The 24865-nt window shown below is 62.1% G+C and carries 23 protein-coding genes; 13 read left to right on the top strand and 10 right to left on the bottom strand.

The window, feature by feature from the left end:
• The first annotated feature begins 4 nt into the window (after positions 1-4).
• Together C8C89_RS06995 and C8C89_RS06990 are read left to right on the top strand one after the other, a co-directional pair.
• Positions 5-1018: an alpha/beta fold hydrolase gene (locus C8C89_RS06995; RefSeq protein WP_133993194.1), complete on the top strand. Its 1014-nt coding sequence runs from the start codon at positions 5-7 to the stop codon at positions 1016-1018.
• On the top strand, positions 1011-1601 hold the full coding sequence (locus C8C89_RS06990; protein WP_133989208.1) for a DUF2946 family protein: 591 nt from the start codon (positions 1011-1013) through the stop codon (positions 1599-1601). The genes C8C89_RS06995 and C8C89_RS06990 overlap by 8 nt, the downstream gene beginning before the upstream one ends.
• Positions 1602-1604: 3 nt before the next feature.
• Here C8C89_RS06990 and C8C89_RS06985 read toward each other — a convergent pair whose 3' ends face one another.
• Positions 1605-3113: a M48 family metalloprotease gene (locus tag C8C89_RS06985; RefSeq protein WP_243858260.1), complete on the bottom strand. Its 1509-nt coding sequence runs from the start codon at positions 3111-3113 to the stop codon at positions 1605-1607.
• 277 nt (positions 3114-3390) lie between these two features.
• Here C8C89_RS06985 and moaC point away from each other — a divergent pair, with 277 nt between their 5' ends.
• Complete coding sequence (gene moaC, locus C8C89_RS06980) at positions 3391-3897, top strand: cyclic pyranopterin monophosphate synthase MoaC (RefSeq protein ID WP_101482935.1); 507 nt, start codon at positions 3391-3393, stop codon at positions 3895-3897.
• On the opposite strand, the gene C8C89_RS06975 is transcribed toward moaC, so the two are convergent.
• A complete protein-coding gene (locus C8C89_RS06975; protein WP_208327679.1) occupies positions 3898-4293 on the bottom strand; it encodes a DUF6713 family protein in 396 nt (131 codons plus the stop codon).
• Positions 4294-4441: 148 nt separating this feature from the next.
• Here C8C89_RS06975 and C8C89_RS06970 point away from each other — a divergent pair, with 148 nt between their 5' ends.
• On the top strand, positions 4442-5164 hold the full coding sequence (locus tag C8C89_RS06970) for a flagellar brake protein (protein ID WP_101482937.1): 723 nt from the start codon (positions 4442-4444) through the stop codon (positions 5162-5164).
• A 21-nt stretch (positions 5165-5185) separates the two neighbouring features.
• Here the strand turns inward: C8C89_RS06970 and C8C89_RS06965 are convergent, their stop codons facing one another.
• The 6 genes from C8C89_RS06965 to recA all read right to left on the bottom strand — a co-directional run bounded on the left by C8C89_RS06965 (position 5186) and on the right by recA (position 10857).
• Positions 5186-5650: a pilin gene (locus C8C89_RS06965; RefSeq protein ID WP_101482938.1), complete on the bottom strand. Its 465-nt coding sequence runs from the start codon at positions 5648-5650 to the stop codon at positions 5186-5188.
• A 215-nt stretch (positions 5651-5865) separates the two neighbouring features.
• Positions 5866-6747, bottom strand: coding sequence for a succinate--CoA ligase subunit alpha (gene sucD, locus C8C89_RS06960; protein ID WP_034746085.1), 882 nt, complete (start codon positions 6745-6747; stop codon positions 5866-5868).
• Between the two features lie 13 nt (positions 6748-6760).
• Positions 6761-7930 (bottom strand): ADP-forming succinate--CoA ligase subunit beta, encoded by a 1170-nt coding sequence (gene sucC, locus C8C89_RS06955; protein WP_101482939.1) that lies wholly within the window; start codon positions 7928-7930, stop codon positions 6761-6763.
• 76 nt (positions 7931-8006) lie between these two features.
• On the bottom strand, positions 8007-8567 hold the full coding sequence (locus C8C89_RS06950) for a DUF2889 domain-containing protein (RefSeq protein WP_101484746.1): 561 nt from the start codon (positions 8565-8567) through the stop codon (positions 8007-8009).
• Between the two features lie 527 nt (positions 8568-9094).
• On the bottom strand, positions 9095-9550 hold the full coding sequence (gene recX / locus C8C89_RS06945; RefSeq protein ID WP_101482940.1) for a recombination regulator RecX: 456 nt from the start codon (positions 9548-9550) through the stop codon (positions 9095-9097).
• A 203-nt stretch (positions 9551-9753) separates the two neighbouring features.
• Positions 9754-10857, bottom strand: coding sequence for a recombinase RecA (recA, locus tag C8C89_RS06940; RefSeq protein ID WP_101482941.1), 1104 nt, complete (start codon positions 10855-10857; stop codon positions 9754-9756).
• Between the two features lie 249 nt (positions 10858-11106).
• Here recA and C8C89_RS06935 point away from each other — a divergent pair, with 249 nt between their 5' ends.
• The 7 genes from C8C89_RS06935 (at position 11107) to C8C89_RS06905 (ending at position 19486) form a co-directional block, all read left to right on the top strand.
• The gene (locus tag C8C89_RS06935; RefSeq protein WP_133989207.1) at positions 11107-11841 is read left to right on the top strand and encodes a response regulator transcription factor; all 735 of its coding nucleotides are present in this window, start codon (positions 11107-11109) and stop codon (positions 11839-11841) included.
• The gene (locus tag C8C89_RS06930) at positions 11838-13376 is read left to right on the top strand and encodes a sensor histidine kinase (protein ID WP_243857925.1); all 1539 of its coding nucleotides are present in this window, start codon (positions 11838-11840) and stop codon (positions 13374-13376) included. The genes C8C89_RS06935 and C8C89_RS06930 overlap by 4 nt, the downstream gene beginning before the upstream one ends.
• A complete protein-coding gene (locus C8C89_RS06925; protein WP_101482942.1) occupies positions 13369-13683 on the top strand; it encodes a DUF4212 domain-containing protein in 315 nt (104 codons plus the stop codon). The genes C8C89_RS06930 and C8C89_RS06925 overlap by 8 nt, the downstream gene beginning before the upstream one ends.
• Positions 13680-15728, top strand: coding sequence for a sodium:solute symporter family protein (locus C8C89_RS06920; protein ID WP_133989206.1), 2049 nt, complete (start codon positions 13680-13682; stop codon positions 15726-15728). The genes C8C89_RS06925 and C8C89_RS06920 overlap by 4 nt, the downstream gene beginning before the upstream one ends.
• A 109-nt stretch (positions 15729-15837) precedes the next feature.
• A complete protein-coding gene (locus C8C89_RS06915) occupies positions 15838-17880 on the top strand; it encodes a prolyl oligopeptidase family serine peptidase (protein ID WP_243857924.1) in 2043 nt (680 codons plus the stop codon).
• A gap of 67 nt (positions 17881-17947) precedes the next feature.
• On the top strand, positions 17948-18226 hold the full coding sequence (locus tag C8C89_RS06910; RefSeq protein ID WP_347876580.1) for a prolyl oligopeptidase family serine peptidase: 279 nt from the start codon (positions 17948-17950) through the stop codon (positions 18224-18226).
• Between the two features lie 33 nt (positions 18227-18259).
• Positions 18260-19486, top strand: a complete 1227-nt coding sequence (locus C8C89_RS06905; RefSeq protein WP_101482944.1) for a 6-phosphofructokinase — start codon at positions 18260-18262, stop codon at positions 19484-19486.
• Here the strand turns inward: C8C89_RS06905 and C8C89_RS06900 are convergent.
• Entirely contained in the window at positions 19483-20331 is an 849-nt protein-coding gene (locus C8C89_RS06900) for an IclR family transcriptional regulator (protein ID WP_133989205.1), read from the bottom strand. The two genes, C8C89_RS06905 and C8C89_RS06900, sit on opposite strands and share 4 nt — an antisense overlap.
• A gap of 163 nt (positions 20332-20494) precedes the next feature.
• Between C8C89_RS06900 and C8C89_RS06895 the strand changes: the two genes are divergently transcribed.
• On the top strand, positions 20495-22111 hold the full coding sequence (locus C8C89_RS06895) for a choline dehydrogenase (RefSeq protein WP_133989204.1): 1617 nt from the start codon (positions 20495-20497) through the stop codon (positions 22109-22111).
• Positions 22112-22242: 131 nt separating this feature from the next.
• Entirely contained in the window at positions 22243-23574 is a 1332-nt protein-coding gene (locus C8C89_RS06890) for an MFS transporter (protein ID WP_133989203.1), read from the top strand.
• Positions 23575-23639: 65 nt separating this feature from the next.
• Here the strand turns inward: C8C89_RS06890 and purM are convergent, their stop codons facing one another.
• Positions 23640-24683, bottom strand: a complete 1044-nt coding sequence (gene purM, locus C8C89_RS06885) for a phosphoribosylformylglycinamidine cyclo-ligase (RefSeq protein ID WP_034788683.1) — start codon at positions 24681-24683, stop codon at positions 23640-23642.
• Positions 24684-24865 lie beyond the last annotated feature (182 nt).

Below are 24865 nucleotides of genomic sequence, written 5' to 3'. Positions count from 1 at the left end.
CCCTTTGTCCTATACCGCGCCACTCTGGCTACCTGGCGGCCACGCGCAGACGATTTACCCGGCCGTGTGTCTCGCCAAGCCGGCCGTGGCCTTCCGCCGCGAACGCTGGCAAGCGCCCGATGGCGATTTCGTCGACGTCGACCTGGTCGACGGCCAGCCGGGCCAGCCCTTCGTGGTGCTGTTCCATGGGCTGGAAGGTTCATCAAGCAGCCACTACGCGCGCGCCCTGATGGCCGAGGTGGCGGCGCGCGGCTGGTCGGGCGCCGTGCCGCATTTCCGCGGCTGCTCGGGCGTAGCCAACCTGGCACCCCGCTTTTACCACTCGGGCGATGCGCAGGAAGTGGACTGGATCGTGCAGCGCCTGCGCCCGCGCGCGACAGGCAAGTTTTACGCGGCAGGCGTGTCCCTGGGCGGCAACGCCCTGCTGTGCTGGCTGGGCCAGTCGCAGCACCAGGCCGATTTCATCGATGCGGCCGCAGCCGTGTCCGCCCCCCTTGATCTGGCGCAAGGGGGCAAGGCCCTGTCTTCGGGCGCCAACCGGCTCTACACGCGCATGTTCCTGAACACGCTCAAGCCCAAATGCCTGGCCAAGCTGGAGCAGTTTCCCGGCCTGTTTGCGCGCGATGCCATGCTGGCCGCGCGCGACTTGCACGCCTTCGACAATGTCGTCACGGCGCCCCTGCATGGCTACCGCGACGCCGACGATTACTGGCACCGCGCCAGCGCCAAGCACGTCTTGCAGGACATCACCGTGCCGACCCTGGTGCTGAATGCGCAAAATGATCCCTTCCTGCCCGGGCGCTACTTGCCGCGCCGAGCAGCGCCGCAGGTCATGCTCGAGTATCCCCGCCACGGCGGCCATGTCGGCTTTGCCGCAGGCAAGTTGCCGGGAAGTACACGCTGGCTGCCGCAGCGCTTGATGCATTTTTTTGAAGGCGGCAACACGGCGCCATCGGCACCACAAAGCTGTCACGCTGCTAGCTCGCAAACGCACACGGAAAACGCTACACATGGATGAACTCGTCAAACAGGCGCTGGCCAAATGGCCCAACGTGCCCCACTGCTACGGTTGGCTGGGCCTCGATGCCCGCGGCAACTGGCGCATGCGCGACCAGCAGGCGCAACAGCAACAACTGCCCGGCGACAAGATCGCCCACGTGGCCCTGTTGGGATTTATCAACCGTAATTACGACCATGACGAACGCGGCTGCTGGTTTTTCCAGAATGGCCCGCAGCGCGTCTACCTGAACCTGGAAGCGACGCCGTACATCGCCCGCAGCGATCCGCAGCACGGTTTCATCCTGCAGACAGGCGCGCCGCTGGCGGCCATCGATGCCGCCTATCTGTGCGACAACGGCGCGCTGATCCTGCGCCAGGGCGACAGCGTGGCGCAGGTCGATGACCGCGACATGGCGCATGTGCTGCCATCGCTGCGCGTCGACGGACAGGTAGCTAGAGACGAGGCCCTGCTGGCCTGGCTGGAAAATGCTCAGGGAAACCTGGTGTTGTTGCATGACGGCAAGGAGATTGCCGTGCAGCCGCTGGCCTACGCCAGCGTGCCGCAAACCTTCGGCTTCCAGCGCGCGCCGCAAGCCGAATAAGCACTAGCCCTTCTGGTCCTTGATCTGTTCACGGCGCTTTTCCTGCAGTTCACGCTCGCGCGCATCGATCACGGCCTGGTCATAGAAAGTCGCGTCCGTCGATTTACGGGCGATCGTCAGCTGGTCCAGCGCGGCCATGGTGGCGCCCTGCAGCACGTAGGATTCGGCCAGCGCCATGTGCTGCAAAGTCATCTTGCCCTGGTCCGCATACGATTTCGCCAATAAGTCATACAGTTCCGGCTCTTCCTTATAGAGCTGCACTTGGTCGCGCAGGTACAAGGTAGCCTGCTCCAGCTTGCTGGCAGCCATCAACGCTTCCGCATACTGGTGGGCAATGCCACGCGAGAGGGGAAACTGCTGGCGCGCCGCATCGGCCGCCTTCAGGGCTTGCTGCGCCACCTCCTTCTTCTGCGCCGGCATCAGCAGCACTTCCAGCGCCATCGCCGCCAGCAGCGAATTGGGACCCTGCGTGCCACCCGAAGTAAACACATTCGGCCCGGCCGGCCGGTGCAGGGCGGCATTGGCCGCGTCGAGTTCCTTCTGCGCCTCGGCCGGCTTGCCCTGCTTGACGGCGACAAAGGACAAGCCGTAATGGGCGGCCACCACCTGGAAGCGGCTTTGCTGCTCCAGCTGCGTCTTGAACACCGCCTTGGCATTCAACAACCCTTGCACGCTTTCATCCTGCAGCACGCGGGCGCGGGCGCGGGCCAGGTGAAAACTCAGGCTGTCAGGACGCTGCTTGTAAGGCTGCTCGCGGATGCGCGCCTGGATGTCGGCGATGCGCTCCGTCGTCAGCGGGTGGGTCTGCAGATAGGCGGGCATCAGGTCGCTGTACGAACGGCTGGCCGCCTGCATGCGGCCGAAGAAGGCCACCATGCCGGTGGTGTCGAAGCCGGCTTCGCCCATGATCTGGAAACCGATGCGGTCCGCCTCGCGTTCGGCGTCGCGGCCAAAATTGAGCTGGCGCTGGATGGCCAGGCCCTGGCCGGCGGCAAACACGCCCAGCGCCACATCGCCGCCCGCGCGCGATGCCAGCGCCGCCAGCAGCATGGCCGCCAGCGGCATCAAGGCATCCTGGCGCTGCTGGCCCAGCATGCGTGCGATATGGCGCTGCGCCACGTGGCCGATCTCGTGCGACAGCACGGATGCCAGTTCCGCCTCCGTTTGCGCCGCCAGCACCAGCGCCGAATGGACGCCGATGAAGCCGCCGGGCAAGGCAAACGCGTTCAATTGGGGATCACGCACGGCAAAGAAGAAATAGTCGTAATTTGTTTCCCCGCGCACGCTGGGTCGCGCCGCCACGAGGGCGTTGCCAAAGGTATTCAGGTATTCCAGCAAGGGAGCGTCGTCGAGGTAGTCGCGGTCGCCGCGGATGCCGCGCATGATTTCCTCGCCGATCTTGCGCTCCATCGCCGGCGACAGGTCATCGCGCGAGGTATCGCCCAGGTTCGGCAAGTTCGGCGCTGGCGGCACGGCCAGCGGCGTCCAGCTGCCGGCCGTCTTGGCCGCCACACTGGGGGCCGGCGCCGTCGGCGCGGACGTATAGGTCTGCGCCAGCGCAAACGGCGCCGCCAGCCACAATGCAGCCAGCGCGGATGCGCGCCGGGAGCCGCGCAACCATGCCGCACCGGCGTTTTCAAGTACGATCGGAAGGGTAGTTTTTGAATTCACGGGTGCTATCATACCTTGTTAGCGGCGCCCATTCCCACGCGACAAGCATGCGCCACGCCAGTGGCATGACGTCGTGGCCCGGCGTGCCGCATCTCCACTCCTCACCTATTTTGACGCCATGACAACAGCAGACAAGCAAGCCCCCACCGGGGAATTGACCCATTTCGACGCCACGGGCCAGGCCCATATGGTGGACGTGGGTGCCAAGGAAGACACGCGCCGCAGCGCAGTGGCCGCCGGCACCATCCGCATGCAGCCCGCCACCCTGGCATTGATTATTTCCGGCAACGCCAAGAAAGGCGACGTGCTGGGCATCGCCCGTATCGCCGCCATCATGGGCGCCAAGCGCACCAGCGATCTGATTCCCCTGTGCCACCCGCTGGCATTGACGCGCGTCACCGTCGACTTCGAAGTGGAGGTAGCGGCCAACAGCGTGCACTGCCGCGCCCAAGTCGATACCACCGGCAAGACGGGCGTGGAAATGGAAGCGCTCACTGCCGTGCAAATCGGCTTGCTGACAATTTATGATATGTGCAAGGCCGTCGACCGGGGCATGGTCATGACCAATGTGCGCGTGCTGGAAAAGCATGGCGGCAAGTCGGGCGATTGGCACGCGGAGGTGTAATTATGCCGCCTGGCGCGCCAGCTGGCCCTGGACGCGGCGCAAGTCGCACAGCAGCCAGACGGCACTGGCCAGGCACAGCACGATGATGGCCACGGACAGGGGCAGGTGGAATTGCTCCAGCCCCGCCAGCGCGAAGCCGGCATGGATCAGACACGTGCCCACGCCCAGCGCGGCGCACACGCCCGCATACAGACCCGCCCGTGTGGTGCTCAGCAGCACATGCCGGTAACCGGCCACCACCAGGGCAATCGCTGCCAGATTAAATACCAGGAAACCCTGGATGCCGCCCGGCACATGGAACATTTCCCATTCGCGCCAGTAGGCAGCATCGACCTGATGCAGGATCAACAACAACATCGTCCAGAAATAGCTGCGTGCCATAAGATTCACATTCATCAATATTGACGTAATTGTAAAGGCAGAATCACGCCCCGGCATGCGTGCGTGGCATTTTTCAATGCCAAGTTGAATTTCATTGATATAAGTGCTTTTTCATCAAGAAATCATGCATACTGCGAACCGACAATATCAAGATGAGTATCGCATGACAAGCAACAAGCCCACCGCGGAAAGCAAGCTCCAGGACTTCGAATTCGAGGCGATGAATCTGCAGGTGGGGGGACGCATCCAGTTCATCACGCACCGCACCATCAAGCCCATCCAGCATTTCTCGACACTGATCGGCTACGTGAAAGACGAGTACCTGATCGTCAAGATTCCCATGGAAAACGGCGCCGCCATCGTGCTCAACGAGGGCGACAAGCTGACCATCCGCGTGTTTTCCGGGGTCACCGTGTGTTCGTTTGCCTGCAGCGTGCTGCGCATCTTCGGTCGCCCCCTCAATTATGTGCACCTGAGCTTTCCCGACGCCATCCAGGGCACCAGCCTGCGCACGGCCATGCGCGTGAAAGTGGACATTCCGGCGCAGCTGAGTTACCGCGACGTGGCGCCCGTGCCCGTCTTCATCGTCAACCTCAGCGTCTCAGGGGCACTGATCGAGGCGCCCAGCATGCTCACGCCAGACGACGAGGGTGTAGCGCTCAGCTTTACCCTGCTGGTGCAGCCGAACAAGCATCAGATGCGCGTCAACACGCGCGCGCGCATCCAGAACGTCAGCGTGGGCAAGCCATCGAATGGCCATGCGACCGACGTCGCCGAAATCTATACGTATGGCGTGCAATTCATCGACCTGGAACCCACACACTACACCCTGCTGCAAAACCTGACTTATGAAGCGCTGATCGCGGACCGGCAAAAAATCGTCTGACACTGGCGCGGCAGGCGACGCTCACTGGGTCGCCACCACCTTGGGAATATTGTTCCGGGTGATGGCTTCCCTGGCCGCCGCATTCGTCACGCTGGTGCTGTTGAACCAGCTCAGGCTGCTGCTACCGAGCTGCAACTCCATGGTCACCGTCTGGCCGCCCATGCCGCTGCCCAGATCGCCCGCCAGGGTCAGCGCGATATTGCCCTTGTCGACCTTGGCGCCGGACACTTCGCGCGTCGGGCTAAACACGGGGATGGCGCTGGGCACGGCTTCGGTGGGAGTGCTGCAAGCGGTCGCCAAGCCGCCGTTTTCCTGCACGCACAGGGCCACGGCTGTCTTCAGGGGCGCAGCGGCCGCCAGCACGTTGCTGACCTTGGCCCGCATCGTATAGTCGCCGTACTGGGGAATGGCCACGGCCGCCAGGATGCCGGCGATAGCCACCACGATCATCAGCTCTATCAGGGTAAATCCGCTCTGCGCGCGCATCGTCTCCTCCCATTGTCCACATGCTCGTGCCGTGCACGGTGCAAGCGCCATGCCAGCAGCGCGCCCGGGCAGCGGCGGTACACGTGGAAAGAAAAGCGACACTTTTGGGCAGGTTCGGACCAGCGCCGTCGGCCCAGGCCGGGAAGCGGCCTGTCTTGCGGACAAAAAAAAAGGAGCCGAAGCTCCTTTTTTGTACTGCGTGAACCAGGCTGGAATTACAGCATGGCTTTCAGCAGACGCGCCATTTCCGACGGGTTTTTGGTCACGGTGATGCCGCAAGCTTCCATGATTTCCAGCTTGGCTTGTGCCGTATCGGCACCGCCCGAGATCAGCGCGCCAGCGTGGCCCATGCGCTTGCCTGGAGGAGCGGTCACGCCAGCGATGAAGCCAACGACCGGTTTTTTCATGTTGTCTTTGATCCAATACGCAGCGTTGGCTTCGTCCGGACCGCCGATTTCGCCGATCATGATGACCGCGTCGGTATCTGGATCATCATTGAACATCTTCATGATGTCGATGTGCTTCAGACCGTTGATAGGGTCGCCGCCGATGCCGACTGCCGACGATTGGCCCAGGCCCAGTGCGGTCAGCTGACCCACTGCTTCATAGGTCAGGGTACCCGAACGCGATACCACGCCGATGCGGCCTTTTTTATGGATGTGGCCTGGCATGATGCCGATCTTGATTTCATCTGGCGTGATCAAGCCTGGGCAGTTAGGGCCCAGCAGCAAGGTTTTGCTGTTGGCTTTAGCCATGCGGTCTTTCAGGGCCATCATGTCACGCACAGGAATGCCTTCGGTGATGCAAATGGCCAGATCCATTTCAGCTTCAACAGCTTCCCAGATCGCCGCTGCCGCGCCTGCTGGCGGCACGTAGATCACGGACACGTTGGCGCCGGTTTCTTTTTTCGCTTCGGTGACGTTAGCGAAAATTGGAATGCCTTCGAAGTCTTCGCCGGCTTTCTTCGGGTTCACGCCTGCCACGAAGGCAGCTTTGCCGTTCGCGTAGTCGCGGCAACCGCGGGTGTGGAACTGGCCGGTCTTGCCGGTGATCCCTTGGGTTACGACTTTGGTATCTTTATTGATCAGAATGGACATGTTGATTCCTTAATTAAGCTTGACCAGCAGCGGCGGCAACGACGCTCTTTGCTGCATCTTCCATGGTGTCGGCTGCGATGATAGGCAGACCGGAATCGGCCAGCATCTTTTTGCCCAGGTCTTCGTTGGTGCCCTTCATGCGCACGACCAGCGGTACGTTCAGCGAGACGGCTTTCACCGCGGCGATGACGCCTTCAGCGATCACGTCGCAACGCATGATGCCGCCGAAAATGTTCACCAGGATGGCTTTCAGGCCTGGGTTTTTCAGCATGATCTTGAACGCTTCGGTCACTTTTTCTGCCGTGGCGCCGCCGCCGACGTCCAGGAAGTTGGCTGGCTCGCCGCCGAACAGCTTGATGGTGTCCATGGTGGCCATGGCCAGGCCGGCGCCGTTCACCAGGCAACCGATGTTGCCGTCGAGCGAAATGTAAGCCAGGTCGAATTTCGACGCTTCGATTTCAGCTGGATCTTCTTCGTCCAGATCGCGCAGGGCGACGATTTCCGGATGACGGAACAGGGCGTTCGGGTCAAAGTTGAACTTGGCGTCCAGGGCGATGACCTTGCCGCTGCCGGTGACGATCAGCGGATTGATTTCGGCCAGCGAGCAGTCGGTTTCCCAGTATGCTTTGTACAAGCCTTGCAGGTTGACGCGGGCGTCGGCGATGGAACCGGCAGGCACGCCGATTTTGGTCGCGATGTCGTCTGCCTGGGCATCGGTCAGGCCTACGCCTGGATCGATGGTGACGTGATGGATCTTCTCAGGGTGGCTCTCGGCCACTTCTTCGATGTCCATGCCGCCTTCGGACGAAGCCATCAGAACGATTTTCTGGGTGACGCGGTCGGTGACCAGCGAAACGTACAGTTCTTGTTTGATGTCGGCGCCTTCTTCCACCAGCAGGCGGTTGACTTTTTGGCCTTCGGCGCTGGTCTGGTGCGTGATCAGCTGCATGCCCATGATCTGGTCAGCGTATTGCTTGACCTGTTCGATCGATTTTGCCACTTTCACGCCGCCGCCCTTGCCGCGACCACCTGCGTGGATCTGCGCCTTAACGACCCATACCGGACCGCCCAGGGTTTCCGCAGCCTTGACGGCTTCGTCGACGGACATGCACGGAATACCGCGTGGTACCGTCACTCCATACTGCCGGAGGATTTCTTTGGCTTGATACTCATGGATTTTCATGCTGGCTTCCCTTCTGATACTGATTTGTAAAAATACGGTTAGTGGTGCAAAAAAAACAGGAAAAACAGCGCCGGGGTCACGCTTTGGCTACCCAGCGCGGGTAATACTGTGCAACCGCCCCGCCATCGGTGCGCAGGGCGTGGCATTTGTCGAGTTGAAACGGCTTTTCATGCGGCAAATCAGCATTCTCACCGTCGCGGGTCGACCAGACATCGCCGGCAAATGCCTGAACCGTCGCAGTCGGCAAGACTTGCGCCAGTTCGGTCAAATGGGTACAGCCGGCGATTCCCGCCAGGCGCTGTTTCAAGTCGCGGCGGAAATTCTTCAATAAATTCAAACCGATCAGCGCCGTGTAAGCGGGGCCGATGGTATCGCAAAAACCGGGATAGGGCACGGCATCGGAGGCAGCTTCGGCCTCGACGATGGTCAGTTCGTGATCGACGGTAATGCGCAAGTGGAGGTCATGCAGGGGAGTGCCAGCGGGGCGGGGGCCGGAGGCCAGCATCGCGTCATAGCTTTTGATATCGGTAATTCGGGCGTCAATATCCCACAGGCCGTCGTCGCGCACATACGCTTGGACGTCGATAACGCGGGAGTGCCGTAGGGCGCGCCGGGATACAGGAGTTGACAGGGGCATAAGACCGATGCCGCTTGCGCGGCCATAATTTAGTAAGCAGCCATGTGCATAAAGCACGCCGTTCGCAGCTTCTACGAACAGCAACCGCACCTGCGGCGCCGCAAAAACCCTAAAAGTGTAGCACATTGGGCGCTGGTTGCGCCGCAACATAATTTTTCATTGCTTCGATAAAAACATTTCAAAGCATAAGGAGAACACATGAAAATTTACGTAGTTATCACATTCAGTGATGATTGATATGCGCGCCTGGGAGCGTGAACCGCATCCAGTTGCCACCACCGCACCGATATCGCACAGCGCTGGCAACGCTCGCCACGTGCAGCGCAACAATCTGCCGCCGGTCTGACAGGACGATGACCGAAGAAAGATCCTTGCAAAGAAAATAATGGCAAACAGCAAGGCCCGCCTGCCCGAGCAAACGGGACATCGTGCGGACTTGTTGTAGAAGGAACACAGCGCGGCCTGGGCGGGTATGCCGGCAACACACAGGCGCGCGTGGAAGCAGACAGAACCGCGCCAGTCGCCGCCTAGTCGTCCTCGGGCTCCAGCCCCTTCAAGGCCACCTGCACGGCGCGCTGCGAAAAGCCGCGCTGCATCAGGAAGCGTACCTGCTTGTTGCGCTGTTCGGCATCCTGCGCCACTTCACCGAATTTGCGACGCCATACTTCGCAGGCGCGGGCGGTCTCGCCTTCGGCCAGGCCCGCCTTGAGTTCCTGCAGCGCCTCGCCGGCAATGCCATGGCTTTGCAATTCCGCCATGATGCGGCTATTGCCGAAACGGGCCGAGCGGCGGTGGATCAGCGATTCGGAAAAACGCTCCTGCGAGAGCCAGTTGGCCTGTTCCAGGCTGTCGAGCAAGGCTTCCACATCGTCGCCTTCCTGCGCATGCCGCTGCAGCTTGCGCCGCAATTCCATGCGGCTGTGTTCACGCATCGACAAAAAGCGTAGCGCCCTGCCCTTCAGGCTTAGTTGTACTGCAGCCATACACCCACCTTGTCTTTCATTCCACGATCACAGCACCCAAACACAATCGCCGCCCGGCGCAACAGCGCGGGACGGCGATCAGGGTCCTACCTTGCGGCAAGCCATGCATAGGTCGGATTAGGCCCCTTGGGCCGTAATCCGACAACATTGTTGACGTCTGTGGTGTTGTCGGATTACGCGCGGCTTTGCCGCGCTAATCCGACCTACTCTGCCTTGGCTTCCGCAGCCTTGGCAGCCTTGTCGGCGGCTTTATCCGCTTTTTCCGGCTTTTCAGCAGCCAGCGGTGGCAGTTCGCGCACGCCCAGCGAGGCGCGGACCTTGTTTTCGATTTCGCGGGCCAGCGCCGGACGCTCTTGCAGGAAGGCACGGGCGTTGTCCTTGCCCTGGCCGATGCGTTCGCCGTTGTAGCTGTACCACGAACCGGATTTTTCCACGATCTTGGCATCCGAGCCCAGGTCCAGGATTTCGCCTTCGCGCGAGGTGCCGGCGCCGTACAGGATGTCGAAGTGCGCTTCCTTGAACGGTGGCGCGATCTTGTTCTTGACGACCTTGACCTTGGTTTCGTTGCCGATCACTTCGTCGCCCGACTTGATCGAGCCGGTGCGGCGGATATCGAGGCGCACGGAGGCGTAGAATTTCAGCGCGTTGCCGCCAGTGGTCGTTTCCGGACTGCCGAACATCACGCCGATCTTCATGCGGATCTGGTTGATGAAAATGACCAGGGTATTCGTGCGGTTGATGGAACCGGTCAATTTACGCAGGGCTTGCGACATCAAGCGCGCTTGCAAGCCTGGCAGGGAATCGCCCATGTCGCCTTCGATCTCGGCGCGTGGCGTCAGTGCTGCCACGGAGTCGATGACGACCAGGTCGACGCTACCCGAACGCACGAGGGCGTCGCAGATTTCCAGAGCCTGCTCGCCCGTGTCCGGTTGCGAGATCAGCAATTCATGCAAGTTCACGCCCAGCTTTTGCGCGTAACCGACGTCGAGCGCGTGCTCGGCATCGATAAAGGCGCAAGTGCCACCCAGTTTTTGCATTTCAGCAATGGTTTGCAGGGTCAGCGTGGTTTTACCTGACGATTCCGGACCGTAGATTTCCACCACGCGGCCGCGCGGCAAGCCGCCAACGCCCAGCGCGATATCGAGGCCGAGCGAACCTGTCGACACGACTTGCACTTCTTCGATCACCGCGCTGGCATCCATGCGCATGACCGAACCTTTGCCAAACTGCTTCTCGATCTGCGCCAGTGCGGCGGCGAGCGCCTTGGCTTTTTCCGATGCGGGTACTACAGCTTTTTTATCGTCCATATGTTCTTTCAGCCGTTCTACAGTTGCAGATTCACGTGAATCCTGCAGCCTGCGATAGCGCCAGTGGGTTAAATTCTTTATACAGACAGTACTGTATAAAAAAACAGTGATCAATGCAAGCGGAACGTGGATTTGTTTTGAAACAGATCAATACAACCCTGGTTTTTCACAAAAACTATCCACCTTGCGGAAAATGAAACACAATACAGACTTCAGATGTCCTGATGTTGCAAGCATAGGAAGTTCACCATGCGTATTTTACTTGCCGAAGATGACAGCGTGCTGGCCGATGGCCTGACCCGCTCGCTGCGCCAGTCCGGTTATGCGATCGACTACGTCAAGACCGGCCAGGAGGCCGATACGGCCCTGTCCACCCAGGAATTCGACCTGCTGATCCTCGACCTGGGCCTGCCGAAGATGTCTGGCCTGGAAGTGCTGCGCCGGCTGCGCGCGCGCGCCTCGCTGCTGCCGGTGCTGATCCTGACGGCCGCCGATTCCATCGAACAACGCGTCAATGGCCTCGACCTGGGTGCCGATGATTATATGGCCAAGCCGTTCGCGCTGTCGGAACTGGAGGCAAGAGTGCGCGCCCTGACGCGCCGCGGCGCTGGCGGCGGCGCCACCGTCATCAAGCACGGCCCGCTCAGCTACGACCAGGTGGGGCGCAGCGCCTACATCAACGACCAGATGCTCGACCTGTCGGCGCGCGAACTGGGCTTGCTGGAAATCCTGCTGGGTCGCACCGGCCGCCTCGTCTCGAAAGAGCAACTGGTCGACCACCTGTGCGAATGGGGCGAAGAGGTATCGAACAACGCCATCGAAGTGTATGTGCACCGCCTGCGCAAGAAGATCGAGGTGGGCGGCGTGCGCATCGCCACCGTGCGCGGTCTCGGCTATTGCCTGGAAAAATACTCGGAAGCGGCGCGCCTGAACGCCGAAGCGAGCGAGTCGGCAGGCCCGGCCAGCGGCCCCGCCAGCAAGTGAAGCCGCGCGAGGCGCCTGCGGACGAGGCGGACGACGACGACTGGTTCGAGCCGCCCACCACGGAGCAGGATGACACCATCGAACATTCGCTGTTCGGCGAAATCCTCGACTGGATGCTGGCGCCCTTGCTGCTGCTGTGGCCGATGAGCATCGCCATCACCTATCTGGTGGCCAAGGGCATCGCCAATCAACCGTTCGACCACGCGCTGGAAGACAGCGTGACGGTGCTGACGCAGCAGGTCAAGCAAGCCGACGGCGCGATGCTGCGCCGCGTGCCGGACAAGAACGGCAACAGCAAGGGCCGCGACTTCCTGCGCGGCGACGATGTCGACACCCTGTATTACCTGGTGGTGGGCGGGCACGGCGAATACCTCGACGGCGACCGCGACTTGCCGCCGCCGCAGGATCCCGATAAATACCGCAGCGGCATGGTGCTGTTTCGCAACGACACCATCCATGGCACGCCCGTGCGCGTGGCGTTCAGCTATCTCGACATGCCGTACAGCACCGACGACGAACCGCGCCGCATGCTGGTACAAGTGGCCGAGACGCTGGAAAAGCGGGCCCAACTGGCCAATGAAATCATCAAGGGCGTGATCTTGCCGCAGTTCATCATCCTGCCCGTGATCCTGGCCCTGGTCTGGTTTGCCCTGGCGCGCGGCCTGTCGCCGCTGGCGCAATTGCAGGAACGCATACGCGCCCGGCCGCCCGACGATCTCTCCCCCATCGAATCGGGCCAGGTGCCCGAGGAAATCACGCCGCTGGTCGGTTCGCTCAACGAGATGCTGGCGCGGCTATCTCTGTCGATCGACATGCAGAAACGCTTCATCGCCGATGCCGCGCACCAGATGAAAACGCCGCTGGCCGGCATGCGCATGCAATCCGAGCTGGCCCTGCGCCAGACCGACCACGATGAAATTCACCGCTCGCTGCTGCAACTGGCGAAAAGCTCGGAAGCGGCCACGCGCCTGGTGAACCAGCTGCTGGCACTGGCGCGCGCGGAAAACCAGCCGCAGGCGGGTACGGCGTTCGAACCGATCGAGCTGAGCGAACTGGCACGCGGCGTGGTGCAGGACTGGGTGCAAGCTTCGTTTGCCCAGCATATCGACCTGGGTTTCGAACAGCCTGCGTATTCGATCATGATTTCCGGCAATGCCATGATGCTGCGTGAACTGCTGAGTAATCTGATCGACAATGCCCTGCGCTACACGCCGTCCGGCGGCAGCGTCACGGTGCGCGTGCGCAGCACCCTGGAACTGGCCATCCTGGAGGTGGAAGATACGGGTCCCGGCATCCCCCAGGCCGAGCGGGCCCACGTGTTCGAACGCTTTTACCGCATTCTCGGCAGCAACGTCGACGGTAGCGGCCTGGGCCTGGCCATCGTGCGCGAAATTGCTCAACAGCATGGCGCCGAAGTCGATATTTTTAACAATCCGCGCGCGCAGTCGCCGAAGCTACCGGGCACCTTGTTACGCCTGAGCATTGCCCTGCTGTTGCCGGACGCGCCCGAAGAGGATGAGATCACGTATGGATAAGCCCAGCCTTCCTGCGGCGCCGCTGCGGCCGGCGCGCACGCCCAGCCCCGAGCTGCAGGCGCGCCTCGCTGTGCACTGGCACAAGACGCGGCGCCTGACGGCCATCCTGCTGCTGATCTGGCTGCTGACGGGCTTTCTGACCGTGTTTTATGCGCGCGAACTGTTGCATCTGAACCTGTTCGGCTGGCCGCTGCCCTTCTATATGGCGGCCCAGGGCGCTTCGCTGGTGTACCTGGCCATCATCGCCTTCTATGCCTGGCGCATGCGGCGCCTGGACCGGGATTTTCATGCAACGGAGCAAACATGAGCGGCCAGCGCAGCTTCTTTGCGCGGCTGTGCCGCTACTACCTGCTGTTTACCGCCGGTTTCGCCGCCTTCCTGCTGGCCCTGTCGGTACTGGAACAGGAAGGCATGCCGCGCGCCTGGATCGGCTACCTGTTCATGCTCGTCACCATCACCCTGTACGCCACCATCGGCGTCATCAGCCGCACCTCGAACGTCACCGAATACTATGTGGCAGGGCGCAGGGTGCCGGCCATGTTCAACGGCATGGCCACGGCCGCCGACTGGATTTCGGCCGCCAGCTTCATCAGTCTGGCCGGCGGCCTGTACCTGAACGGCTTCGACGGCCTGGCCTTCATCATGGGCTGGACGGGCGGCTATTGCCTGGTGGCGCTATTGATCGCCCCCTACCTGCGCAAGTTCAGCCAATACACGATTCCCGACTTCCTCGCCGCCCGCTACGGCAGCGGCGCCGACAAACGGGGGGCCAGCGTGCGCGTGGTGGCCGTGGCCGCCACCATCATCGTGTCGTTTACGTATGTGGTGGCGCAAATCTACGCCGTCGGCCTGATCGCCTCGCGCTTTACGGGCGTGGATTTTTCCGTCGGCATCTTCCTGGGCCTGGCCAGCATCCTGGTCTGCTCTTTTCTTGGCGGCATGCGCGCCATTACCTGGACGCAGGTGGCGCAGTACATCATCATCCTGGTCGCCTTTCTGATCCCCGCCATGTGGCTGTCGGTCAAGCATGCGGACAACCCTGTGCCGCAGATCGCCTACGGCAAGGTGTTGCCGCAACTGAGCGCGCGCGAACACGTGCTGGAAACGGACCCGAAAGAAAACGAAGTGCGCGCCATCTTCCGCCAGCGCGCGCAAAGCTATCAGGAGCGTATCGCCGGCTTGCCCGCTTCCTGGGAGCAAGGCCGGCTGGCGGCCCAGCGCCAGCTCGATAGTTTGCGCCAGCGCAATACCTCGCTGTTCGATATCCGCAACGCAGAGCGCTACCTGATTGCCTATCCGAAGAGCCCGGACGAGGCACGCGTGCTGTGGCAGGCGGCGCAGACGCAGAACCAGAAACGCGCCGAACCGATCATTCCACACGCGCAGCCGTTTCCCGCCGCCGACCGCGAGCAGTCCGACATCAAGCGCAACAATTTCCTGGCCCTCGTGTTTTGCATGATGCTGGGCACGGCCGCCCTGCCGCACATCCTGATGCGATCCTATACCACGCCCTCCGTGCACGAAACACGTGTCTCCGTCTTCTGGGCCCTGTTTTTCATCTTGCTGATCTATCTCACAATTCCCGCGCTGGCCGTACTGGTCAAGTACGATATTTACTCGGCACTGGTAGGCACGCAATACACGAACCTGCCCACATGGGTGTCGTACTGGGCCAATGTGGACAAGCTCAGTCCCCTGATCAGCATCGTCGACGTCAACCGCGACGGCATCGTGCAACTGGCGGAAATCTCCATCGACGCCGACGTGCTGGTGCTGGCCACCCCCGAGATCGCCGGCCTGCCCTACGTGATTTCCGGCCTGGTGGCGGCCGGCGGCCTGGCCGCCGCCCTGTCGACGGCGGACGGCTTGCTGCTGGCCATTTCGAATGCCCTGTCGCACGACATCTATTACAAGGTGGTTGATCCCAGCGCCTCGACGCAAAAGCGCGTGACGATTTCAAAATTGCTGCTGCTGGCCGTGGCCTTCATCGCCGCCTATGCGGCCTCGCAAAAGCCGGCCGACATCCTGTCGCTGGTGGGCGTGGCCTTTTCCCTGGCCGCCTCGACCCTGTTCCCGCCGCTGGTGCTGGGTGTCTTCTGGCAACGCGCCAATTACCAGGGGGCGCTGGCCGGCATGCTGGCCGGCTTTGGCGTGTGCCTGTATTACATGCTGCACACCAGCACCATGCTGGGTGGCAATGCCAGCGGTCAATGGATGCATATCGCGCCCATTTCCGCCGGCATCTTCGGCGTGCCTGCCGGCCTGGCCGCCGCCATCCTGGTCAGCTGGCTGACACCGGCGCCGGGTCGGCGCAGCATGGGGCTGGTCGAGCATATCCGGGCGCCGGAATAATGGCATGAGAATATCTGGCGGGACTCGCTAAAAATTGCCGCAAATGATAGCCTAGCGGAAATATTATTCAAAATGAATACTATATCTTGCAACTTTATGCGGAGTGTCCATGCGGTCCAGCCTTGCCTGCCTTACCCTTACTGCCCTGTTATCGAGCACCATCAGCATGCCGGCCCATGCCGCGGCATCCATTACGCCCGCAGCGGCAATTCCCGCCGCCGATTTCTTTGCCAATGCCACGCTCAGCGGCGCCGTGCTGTCGCCGGACGGGCGCCACGTGGCCGTGCTGGTCAGCGCCAAGGACGGCCGGGTCCAGCTCTACACGGTGGACTTGCCCAGCATGAAGGTCGCGGGCCTGACCTCGTTCGAAGACGCCGATATCAGCAGCATCGCCTGGGTCAACGAGCGGCGCATCGTATATAGCGTGATGGATCGCAATATCGCGCAGGGCGACGTGCAATACGGACCGGGCCTGTATGCGATCAATATTGACGGCAGCGGCTACCGCCAGCTGGCCAGTAACACCTATTCGCGCAAAGCGACGCACGGCGCGCGCGAGATGCTGAGCTGGAATACGCGGCTGCTCAGCGCCAGCGGCGACCGCGGCACGGACGACGTGTATGTCACGGAAGCCCACTTCAGCGCCACCGGCACCCTCTCGCAATCGTTGCTGCGCCTCAATACCGTGACCGGCATCAGCAAGCTGGCCGCCAGCATGGCTGATGCCCAGGGATGGCTGCTGGACCAGCAGGGCGACGTGCGCATCGCCCTGACGGTGAAGGACAACAAGCGCACCCTGTATTACCGCGACAATGCCGCCGCTCCTTGGCGCAAGCTGCGCGAGAGCGACGTGTACCAGGCGGAGGCGGGCGACTTCTCGCCGGCCTTCTTCGATGCCAAGGGCAACTTCTATGTGCATGCGGCCTACAAGGGCGCGGCCGCCGTATACCGCTACGACCTGGCCGCCGGCGCCATCCAGGGCGCGCCGCTGGCAAACACGCCCGGCTACGATTTTGCCGGCATCCCCGTCCAGGGCAGCAAAGCCTTGCTGGGCATGCGCTTTGAAACGGATGCCGCCGGCACGGTCTGGTTCGACAAGACGCTCGACGCCGTCCAGGCCAAGGTCGACGCACTGCTGCCGGCCACGGTGAATGTCCTGTCCGTGGCCAAGCGGGCGGAGACGCCGTTCGTGCTGGTGACGGCCAGTTCCGATGTGCAGCCAGCCAGCGTACTCATCTTTAATACCGAAACGGGCCAGCTCATGCCTGTCGGCAGCAGCCACCCGGCCATCGATCCACTGCAAATGTCGCACAAGACCCTGGTGCGCTACCAAGCCCGCGATGGCCTCGACATCCCGGCCTACCTGACCCTGCCCAAGGGGCATGCCGGCAAGAACCTGCCCATGGTGGTCATGGTGCACGGCGGCCCCTGGGTGCGTGGCGGCCACTGGAACTGGAACCGCGAAACCCAGTTCCTCGCCTCGCGCGGCTACGCCGTGCTGGAGCCGGACTACCGAGGCAGCACCGGCTATGGAGATGCGCACTACAAGGCAGGCTGGAAGCAATGGGGCTTGAAGATGCAGGACGATATCGCCGATGGCGCCCGCTGGGCCATCGCCAAGGGCTATGCCGACCCGCAGCGCATCTGCATCGCCGGCGCCAGCTACGGCGGCTATTCCACACTGATGGGCTTGCTGAACGATCCCGATCTGTTCAAGTGCGGCATCAACTGGGTGGGCGTGACCGACATCAACATGATGCGCGACGGGCACTGGACGGGCGATTCCGACCTGGCCGACTCTTACAAGAAGAGTGGCATGAAGGACATGGTCGGCGATGCCGTGCTTGATGCAGCGCAACTGCAAGCGACTTCGCCGCTGCAGCAGGCGGCCCGCATCAGGCAGCCTTTGCTGCTCGGCTATGGCGGCGCGGACCAGCGCGTGCCGGCAAGCCAGGGCCGCCTGTTCTACCAGGCCGTCAGCAAGACCAATCCCAACGTGGAATGGGTGCTGTATAACGAGGAAGGTCATGGCTGGGCGCTGCAAAAAAACAATGTCGATTTCTGGAGCCGCGCCGAGAAACTGCTGGCGCGCAGCATTGGCCCAGCCAGCGCCGCCGGTGCCGCCGCAGCCGTTCCCACCGCCATGCCCTGAACCGCATGCCGGGCGCCGTATGCGCCTGGCATGCGGCCGCCCGCCACCTCTCCCCCGTACATCGCCGATGACTGTTCCAGCCTTCCTGTGCGCTGCCCTGGCGGCGCGCATCACCCAGCCCCTGCTGATGGCATACGGCACCGCCGACCAGCGGGTACCGCTGTACCACGGCAAGCCGTTTTATGAGGCCGTCAAACAGCACAAGCGCGACGTCGGATGGGTGGTGTACGACGAGGACGGGCATGGCTGGACGCTGCCGAAGAACCGCATCGACTTCTGGGGCCGGGTGGTGAAATTTCACGACAGAACTATCGGAAAAGACAGCGCGGCCACAAAAAAGGAGTAGGCTGGAGGGCCGTTCCATTTACGAGGAAATCCCATGTCGTCTGGAAAAATTCTTGTTGCCCAGGGAGGCGGCCCCACCGCCGTCATCAACCAGTCGCTGGTGGGCGTGGTGCTCGAATCGCGGCGTTTTCAACATGTCACGCGCGTGTATGGCGCGCTGCACGGGGTGCGCGGCATCGTCAATGAAGAATTCGTTGATCTGACGCAGGAAACCAGCCACAACCTGGAACTGGTGGCAGCCACGCCCTCGTCGGCGCTCGGCTCCACGCGCGACAAGCCCGACATCGCCTACTGCCACCAAATCTTCGAAGTGCTGCGCGCACACGAGATCGAACATTTCTTTTACATCGGCGGCAACGACTCGTCCGACACAGTGCGCATCGTCAGCGAGGAAGCGCACAAGGCTGGCTATCCGCTGCGCTGTATCCACATCCCGAAAACCATCGACAACGACCTGGTAGGCAGCGACCACACGCCAGGCTTTCCCTCCGCCGCGCGCTTCGTCGCCCAAGCGTTCGCCGGCGCCAACCTCGATAACGCCGCCTTGCCCGGCGTCTACGTGGGCGTGGTGATGGGCCGCCACGCGGGCTTCTTGACGGCCGCCTCGGCACTGGGCAAGAAGTTCCCCGATGATGGCCCGCATCTGATCTACCTGCCCGAAAGAATCTTCGTGCTGGAGCAATTCCTTGCCGACGTGAAAGCCACGTATGAAAAATACGGCCGCTGCGTGATCGCCGTCTCGGAAGGCATCCACGATGCCTCGGGCGAGCCCATCGCCAGCCTGCTGGCCAAACAGGTGGGCAATGAGGTGGAACGCGATGCGCATGGCAATGTGCAATTGTCGGGCACGGGCGCGCTGGCCGACCTGCTGTGCGACGAAATCAAGGCCAAGCTGGGCATCAAGCGCGTGCGCGGCGATACCTTCGGCTATCTGCAGCGCTCCTTCATCGGTTGCGTCTCTGATGTAGATCAACGCGAAGCCCGAGAAGTGGGAGAAAAGGCGGTGCAGTTCGCCATGTGGGGCGACCGCGACGGCTCGGTTGCCATCAAGCGCACGGGCTTTTATTCCGTCGACTACGAACTGCTGCCCCTGACGGACGTGGCGGGCAAGACACGCACCATGGAAGATGAATTCATCAGCGCCAGCGGCACGGACGTGACGGATGCCTTCCGTCTGTATCTGCGCCCGCTGCTGGGCTCAGGCATGCCCGATGCCTTCCGCCTGCGGGCGGCGAAGGTGGCGAAAGTCCTGAAACCCTAGCTGGACTCCGCCAGCAATAGCGGCCGCAGCTTGACGGCCGCCTCCTTGAGCTGCGGCACGTGCTGCATCAGCTGTTCCACGGACTTGCGCGCCACGGGCGCGTGGCAGGCGACGGCCGCCACGATACGCCCGTCGGCCGCGCAGATGGGCACGGCAACGGCCACCATGCCGTGCACGAATTCCTCGTCGTCGATGCCGATGCCCAGACGGGCGATGCGCACGATCTCGCGCTCGAGCAGCACGGGATCCGTGATGCTTTTCGGCGTGCGCGCTTCCAGTGTCAGCATGGCCAGCAATGCGCGCCGCTCCAGCAAATTCATGTGCGCCAAGAACAGCTTGCCGCTGGCCGTGCAATGCATGGGCGCACGCGTGCCCAGCACCAGATGCAGGCGCAGCGGTTCCTGGGTTTCCACCCGGTCCACATACACGATGGCATTGTTTTCGGGAATGGCGAGATTGCACGTCTCGCCCGTGGCTGCCACCAGGCTGCCCAGGATGCTGCGGCTCACGCGGATCAGGGCATTGTTGCGCAAGGTCGCCAGCGCCAGGTTGGTTGAAGCGGCACCAGGCACGTAGCCGCGTCCCACGGGCGTGCGCAGCACATAGCCATGTTGCTCCAGGGTATCGAGCAGGCGCATCATGCTGGCCTTGGGCACCTGCATGCGCGCGGCCAGCTGCGACAGGGTCAAGGGCTGGCTGGCGCTGGCCAGGTGCTCGATCAGGCGCAGCACACGCAAGCCCCGCGCCTCGTCGCCATGGCTGGCTACCGCGCTGGTAGCCGCTGCGCCGCCCGCCGAGCTGTCTTCTTCGGCCTCGGCCTGCCGTTTTTGAAACGCATCATGCATGTTCTGTTTCACCTCTCGCGTATGCGGCTGTTTCCGCTTGTCCCGGTGCTGCACGTCTTTTATAAATGGAACCATACGTTCCACAAACAACCAATAAAGACCAGTGTATCGCAAAAAGCGCCCGCCGAGGCGGTGCGATACCGCAACGCAGGAGACAAGAACAATGTTGCAAAAAAACTATGATTACATCGTCGTCGGTGCCGGTTCGGCCGGCTGCGTGCTGGCCAACCGCCTGTCGCACGACAGCAATAAGCAGGTACTGCTATTGGAAGCGGGCGGCAAGGACAACAATCCATGGATACACGTGCCGGTCGGCTATTTCAAGACCATGCACGATCCCAAGCTGGACTGGTGCTACCGCACGGAAGCCGATGCCGGTATCGCCGGGCGCCAGCTGCAATGGCCGCGCGGCAAGGTGCTGGGCGGCTCCAGCTCGCTCAACGGCTTGCTGTATGTGCGCGGCCAGAAGGAGGATTACGACCGCTGGGCCGACCTGGGCAACGCAGGCTGGAGCTATGCCGAGGTACTGCCCTATTTCAAGAAATCGGAAGACCAGGAACGCGGCGCCAGCGATTACCACGGTGTGGGCGGCCCGTTAAAAGTGTCGGACCTGCGCCTGCACCGTCCCATCGCCGAACATTTTATAGCGGGCGCCACGGAAAGCGGCATCCCCTTCAATGCCGATTACAACGGCGCCACGCAGGAGGGCGTGGGCTACTTCCAGCAAACGGCCAGCAAGGGCCTGCGCTGGAGCACGGCCAAGGCTTTTTTGCGGCCGGCCCGCAAGCGCGCCAACCTGCGCGTGGAAGTGCGGGCGCAGATCACGCGCGTGCTGTTCGAGGGCAAGCGCGCCGTCGGCATCGAGTACCGGCAGGATGGCCAGTTGCGCCAGGCGCGCGCCAGCGGTGAAGTGATACTCTGCGCGGGCGCCATCGGCTCGCCGCAAATCCTGCAATGCTCGGGCGTGGGGCCGCGCGCCCTGCTCGAGGAAGTGGGCGTGCCGCTGGTGCACGACTTGCCCGGCGTGGGACAGAACCTGCAAGACCATTTGCAAATCCGCCTGGTCTTCAAGACGCGGCTGAAAACCCTGAACGATGAAGTCAACAGCCTGTGGGGCAAGCTGTGGGTGGGCATGCAATATGTGTTTTCCCGCTCCGGGCCCTTGACCTTGGCGGCCAGCCAGGTGACGGTATTTACCAAGTCTTCGCCCGAGGTGGAGCGGCCCGACATCCAGTTCCACATGCAGCCACTGAGCGCAGACAAGCCGGGCGAAGGCGCCCATCCGTTTTCTGCCTTCACGTCGTCCGTGTGCCAGCTGCGCCCGCACAGCCGCGGCCACGTGTCGATCAAGTCCGCCGATCCCTTCGCCTACCCGGGCATCTACCCGAACTACCTGTCCGACCCGCGCGACCAGCAGACGGCGATTGCCGCCCTGCGCGTGGCGCGCAGAATCGCCGCCGCGCCGTCGCTGGCGCCGCACATCATTTCCGAGTTCGTGCCCGGCCCCCAGTTCGAGACGGACGCGCAGCTGCTGGACGCGGCGCGGCGCTTCAGCCAGTCCATTTACCACCCCAGCGGCACCTGCAAGATGGGGCACGACGCGATGGCCGTCGTCGATGACCGCCTGCGCGTGCACGGCTTGCAGCACCTGCGCGTGGTCGATGCATCGATCATGCCGGAAATCGTCTCGGGCAATACGAATGCGCCCACCATCATGATCGCCGAAAAAGCGGCTGACATGATCCTGGCGGACGCCGTGCGCCTGCCCAAGGCGGCCTGACCCGCCTTTTTCATTCCAATCCCTGCAAGGAGGATGCCAGCGGCGGGCAGACGGCCCCGCTCCCAATGACTCGGCAAGCAGCCAAGCATCAGAAAAAATACATAATCGATATCGATTGGAGACTAGATATTATGGATAACAATCCCAACAATCCGAAAAAGGCCAAAGAGCTACGGAAAGTCGTGATGGCCAGCGTGATCGGCGCCACCATCGAATGGTATGACTTCTTTTTATACGGCGTCGTCGCCGGCATCGTGTTCAGCAAGCTGTATTTCCCGGGCGGCGATCCGCTCGTCTCGACCATGCTGGCCTACGGCACCTTCGCCGTGGGCTTTTTGTCGCGCCCCATCGGCGGCGTGATCTTCGGCCACTTCGGCGACAAGATCGGCCGCAAGAGCATGCTGGTCATGACCCTGATGATCATGGGCATCTCCACTTTCCTGATCGGCGTGCTGCCGACCTATGAGCACATCGGTTACTGGGCGCCTGGCCTGCTGCTGTTCCTGCGCGTGCTGCAAGGCATCGGCCTCGGTGGAGAATGGGGTGGCGCCGTGCTGATGGCGTATGAGTATGCGCCGCAGAAAGAGCGCGGCTTCTATGCCAGCCTGCCGCAGATCGGCCTGGCCATCGGCCTGTGCCTCGCTTCCGGCGTGGTGGCAATTCTGTCGTACAGCCTGACGGATGCGCAATTCCTGTCCTGGGGCTGGCGCGTCGCCTTCATCCTGTCGGCCGCCCTCGTCTTCATCGGCATGTGGATACGCCTGAACGTGATGGAAACGCCTGAATTCCAGGCCGTCAAGGAGAAGAATGCGGAGACGCAGATTCCGTTTTTCGACCTCTTGAAACGCTATCCCGGCAACGTCTTGAAGGGCATGGGCGCGCGCTATATCGACGGCGTGTTCTTCAATATCTTCGGCGTGTTTTCCATCACCTATCTGACCAACACCATCAAGATCGCCCGCACGGAAGCGCTGATGGGCGTGATGGCGTCGGCTGTCGTGATGTGCTTCTGCATCCCCTTCTTTGGCCGCCTGTCGGACCGCATCGGCCGCAGCAAGGTATTTTTCTGGGGTGCATTGATCACCGGGGTTTCGTCGATTCCCGCCTTCTGGATCATGCTCCACCACGCCGACAATCCGCTGCTGCTGTGGTGTTCCGTGATCATCCCGCTGGGCGTGCTGTATTCAGCCGTGTACGGCCCGGAAGCGGCCCTGTTCTGCGACCTGTTCGACGCCAAGGTGCGCTACACGGGCATCTCCTTCGTGTACCAGTTCTCCGGCATCTTTGCCAGCGGCCTGACGCCCATCATCGCCACCTACCTGCTGAAAATGGGCAATGGCGAGCCATGGCACATCGTCGGCTACATCCTGTTCGCCTCCCTCGTCTCGGCCGTCAGCGTGGCCATGATCGGCAAGGGCGGCTCGCAGCAGGAAGGCAGCAGGAAGCCGGTGCACGCAAGGTAAGACATCTGGACGTAAAAAAAGGCAGGCCTCTCGCGAGTGCCTGCCTTGTTTGTTCAAGCTACAGCTTAGATAACAATTGTTTGATGCTCATCGCCCACGCGCGCGCGGATGGTGCCGATGCGCGAGACGGTTTCGCCGGCCGCTTGCAATTGCGCGATGGCGGCGTCCGCGTTTTCCTGCGAGACGATGACGGTCATGCCGATGCCGCAGTTGAAGACGCGGTGCATTTCGGCGTCAGCCACGCCGCCGTGCTGTTGCAGCCACGTGAACAGCGGCGGCATGGTCCATGCCTTCGAGTCCAGCTCGGCCACCAGGCCAGGCTGCAGCACGCGCGGAATGTTTTCCACCAGGCCACCACCGGTGATGTGTACCATGCCTTTGACTTCCATGGCGTCCATCAGTGCCAGCAATGGCTTGACGTAGATGCGCGTCGGCTGCATCAGCACGTCGGCCAGCTTGCGGCCGTGGAAGTCGCCTTCCAGGTCCGGCTTGGCCACTTCGATGATCTTGCGCACCAGCGAGTAACCGTTCGAGTGCACGCCCGACGAGGCCAGGCCCAGCACCACGTCGCCCGGGGCGATCTTGGTGCCGTCGATGATTTTCGATTTTTCCACGGCGCCGACGGCAAAACCTGCCAGGTCGTATTCGCCGGCCGGGTACATGCTCGGCATTTCCGCCGTTTCGCCGCCGATCAGCGCGCAGCCGGCTTGTTCGCAACCCTGGGCAATGCCTTTGATGACGTCGGTGGCAATGGCCACATCCAGCTTGCCGCAAGCGAAGTAGTCGAGGAAGAACAGGGGCTCGGCGCCTTGCACCAGGATGTCGTTGACGCTCATGGCGACCAGGTCGATGCCGACCGTGTCATGGCGGTTCAGTTCGAAGGCCAGGCGCAATTTCGTGCCCACGCCGTCGGTACCCGAGACCAGCACCGGCTCCTTGTACTTCTTGCTGATTTCAAACATGGCGCCAAAACCGCCCAGGCCGCCCATCACGCCTTCGCGCAGGGTGCGCTTGGCAAACGGCTTGATTGCTTCGACTAAAGCGTCGCCTGCGTCGATATCGACGCCAGCGTCACGGTAGGAAAGGGAAACATTAGAAGTCTGGTTCATGGTGTGGTGGCAGCGGAGGCGGTAAAATAGAAGGCGGATACCCGCCGGCACGCGCGCGCAAGCATGTTTTTCAACATCGTGCGGCAGGACGCCAGCGGGTGAATTCGGTCGATCAAGTCGCTATTTTATCAAACTGCCCCGCAATTTCGTAATTAACTGCCTTTTTTTAACGCAACAGCACA

Origin of the sequence: Janthinobacterium sp. 75 (assembly GCF_004365495.1) — a bacterium.
Lineage (GTDB): Bacteria > Pseudomonadota > Gammaproteobacteria > Burkholderiales > Burkholderiaceae_D > Janthinobacterium.
The sequence above is the reverse complement of the archived record's forward strand: the minus strand, read 5'-3'. Positions and strand labels throughout refer to the sequence as shown.

Excerpts from the sequence above, each read along its gene's own strand:
- C8C89_RS06990 (WP_133989208.1), top strand. The coding sequence starts at position 1,011 with ATGGATGAACTCGTCAAACAGGCGCTGGCCAAATGGCCCAACGTGCCC.
- moaC (WP_101482935.1), top strand. The coding sequence starts at position 3,391 with ATGACAACAGCAGACAAGCAAGCCCCCACCGGGGAATTGACCCATTTC.
- C8C89_RS06975 (WP_208327679.1), bottom strand. The coding sequence starts at position 4,293 with ATGAATGTGAATCTTATGGCACGCAGCTATTTCTGGACGATGTTGTTG.
- C8C89_RS06970 (WP_101482937.1), top strand. The coding sequence starts at position 4,442 with ATGACAAGCAACAAGCCCACCGCGGAAAGCAAGCTCCAGGACTTCGAA.
- C8C89_RS06965 (WP_101482938.1), bottom strand. The coding sequence starts at position 5,650 with ATGCGCGCGCAGAGCGGATTTACCCTGATAGAGCTGATGATCGTGGTG.
- sucD (WP_034746085.1), bottom strand. The coding sequence starts at position 6,747 with ATGTCCATTCTGATCAATAAAGATACCAAAGTCGTAACCCAAGGGATC.
- sucC (WP_101482939.1), bottom strand. The coding sequence starts at position 7,930 with ATGAAAATCCATGAGTATCAAGCCAAAGAAATCCTCCGGCAGTATGGA.
- C8C89_RS06950 (WP_101484746.1), bottom strand. The coding sequence starts at position 8,567 with ATGCCCCTGTCAACTCCTGTATCCCGGCGCGCCCTACGGCACTCCCGC.
- recX (WP_101482940.1), bottom strand. The coding sequence starts at position 9,550 with ATGGCTGCAGTACAACTAAGCCTGAAGGGCAGGGCGCTACGCTTTTTG.
- recA (WP_101482941.1), bottom strand. The coding sequence starts at position 10,857 with ATGGACGATAAAAAAGCTGTAGTACCCGCATCGGAAAAAGCCAAGGCG.
- C8C89_RS06935 (WP_133989207.1), top strand. The coding sequence starts at position 11,107 with ATGCGTATTTTACTTGCCGAAGATGACAGCGTGCTGGCCGATGGCCTG.
- C8C89_RS06925 (WP_101482942.1), top strand. The coding sequence starts at position 13,369 with ATGGATAAGCCCAGCCTTCCTGCGGCGCCGCTGCGGCCGGCGCGCACG.
- C8C89_RS06920 (WP_133989206.1), top strand. The coding sequence starts at position 13,680 with ATGAGCGGCCAGCGCAGCTTCTTTGCGCGGCTGTGCCGCTACTACCTG.
- C8C89_RS06915 (WP_243857924.1), top strand. The coding sequence starts at position 15,838 with ATGCGGTCCAGCCTTGCCTGCCTTACCCTTACTGCCCTGTTATCGAGC.
- C8C89_RS06910 (WP_347876580.1), top strand. The coding sequence starts at position 17,948 with ATGACTGTTCCAGCCTTCCTGTGCGCTGCCCTGGCGGCGCGCATCACC.
- C8C89_RS06905 (WP_101482944.1), top strand. The coding sequence starts at position 18,260 with ATGTCGTCTGGAAAAATTCTTGTTGCCCAGGGAGGCGGCCCCACCGCC.
- C8C89_RS06900 (WP_133989205.1), bottom strand. The coding sequence starts at position 20,331 with ATGCATGATGCGTTTCAAAAACGGCAGGCCGAGGCCGAAGAAGACAGC.
- C8C89_RS06895 (WP_133989204.1), top strand. The coding sequence starts at position 20,495 with ATGTTGCAAAAAAACTATGATTACATCGTCGTCGGTGCCGGTTCGGCC.
- C8C89_RS06890 (WP_133989203.1), top strand. The coding sequence starts at position 22,243 with ATGGATAACAATCCCAACAATCCGAAAAAGGCCAAAGAGCTACGGAAA.
- purM (WP_034788683.1), bottom strand. The coding sequence starts at position 24,683 with ATGAACCAGACTTCTAATGTTTCCCTTTCCTACCGTGACGCTGGCGTC.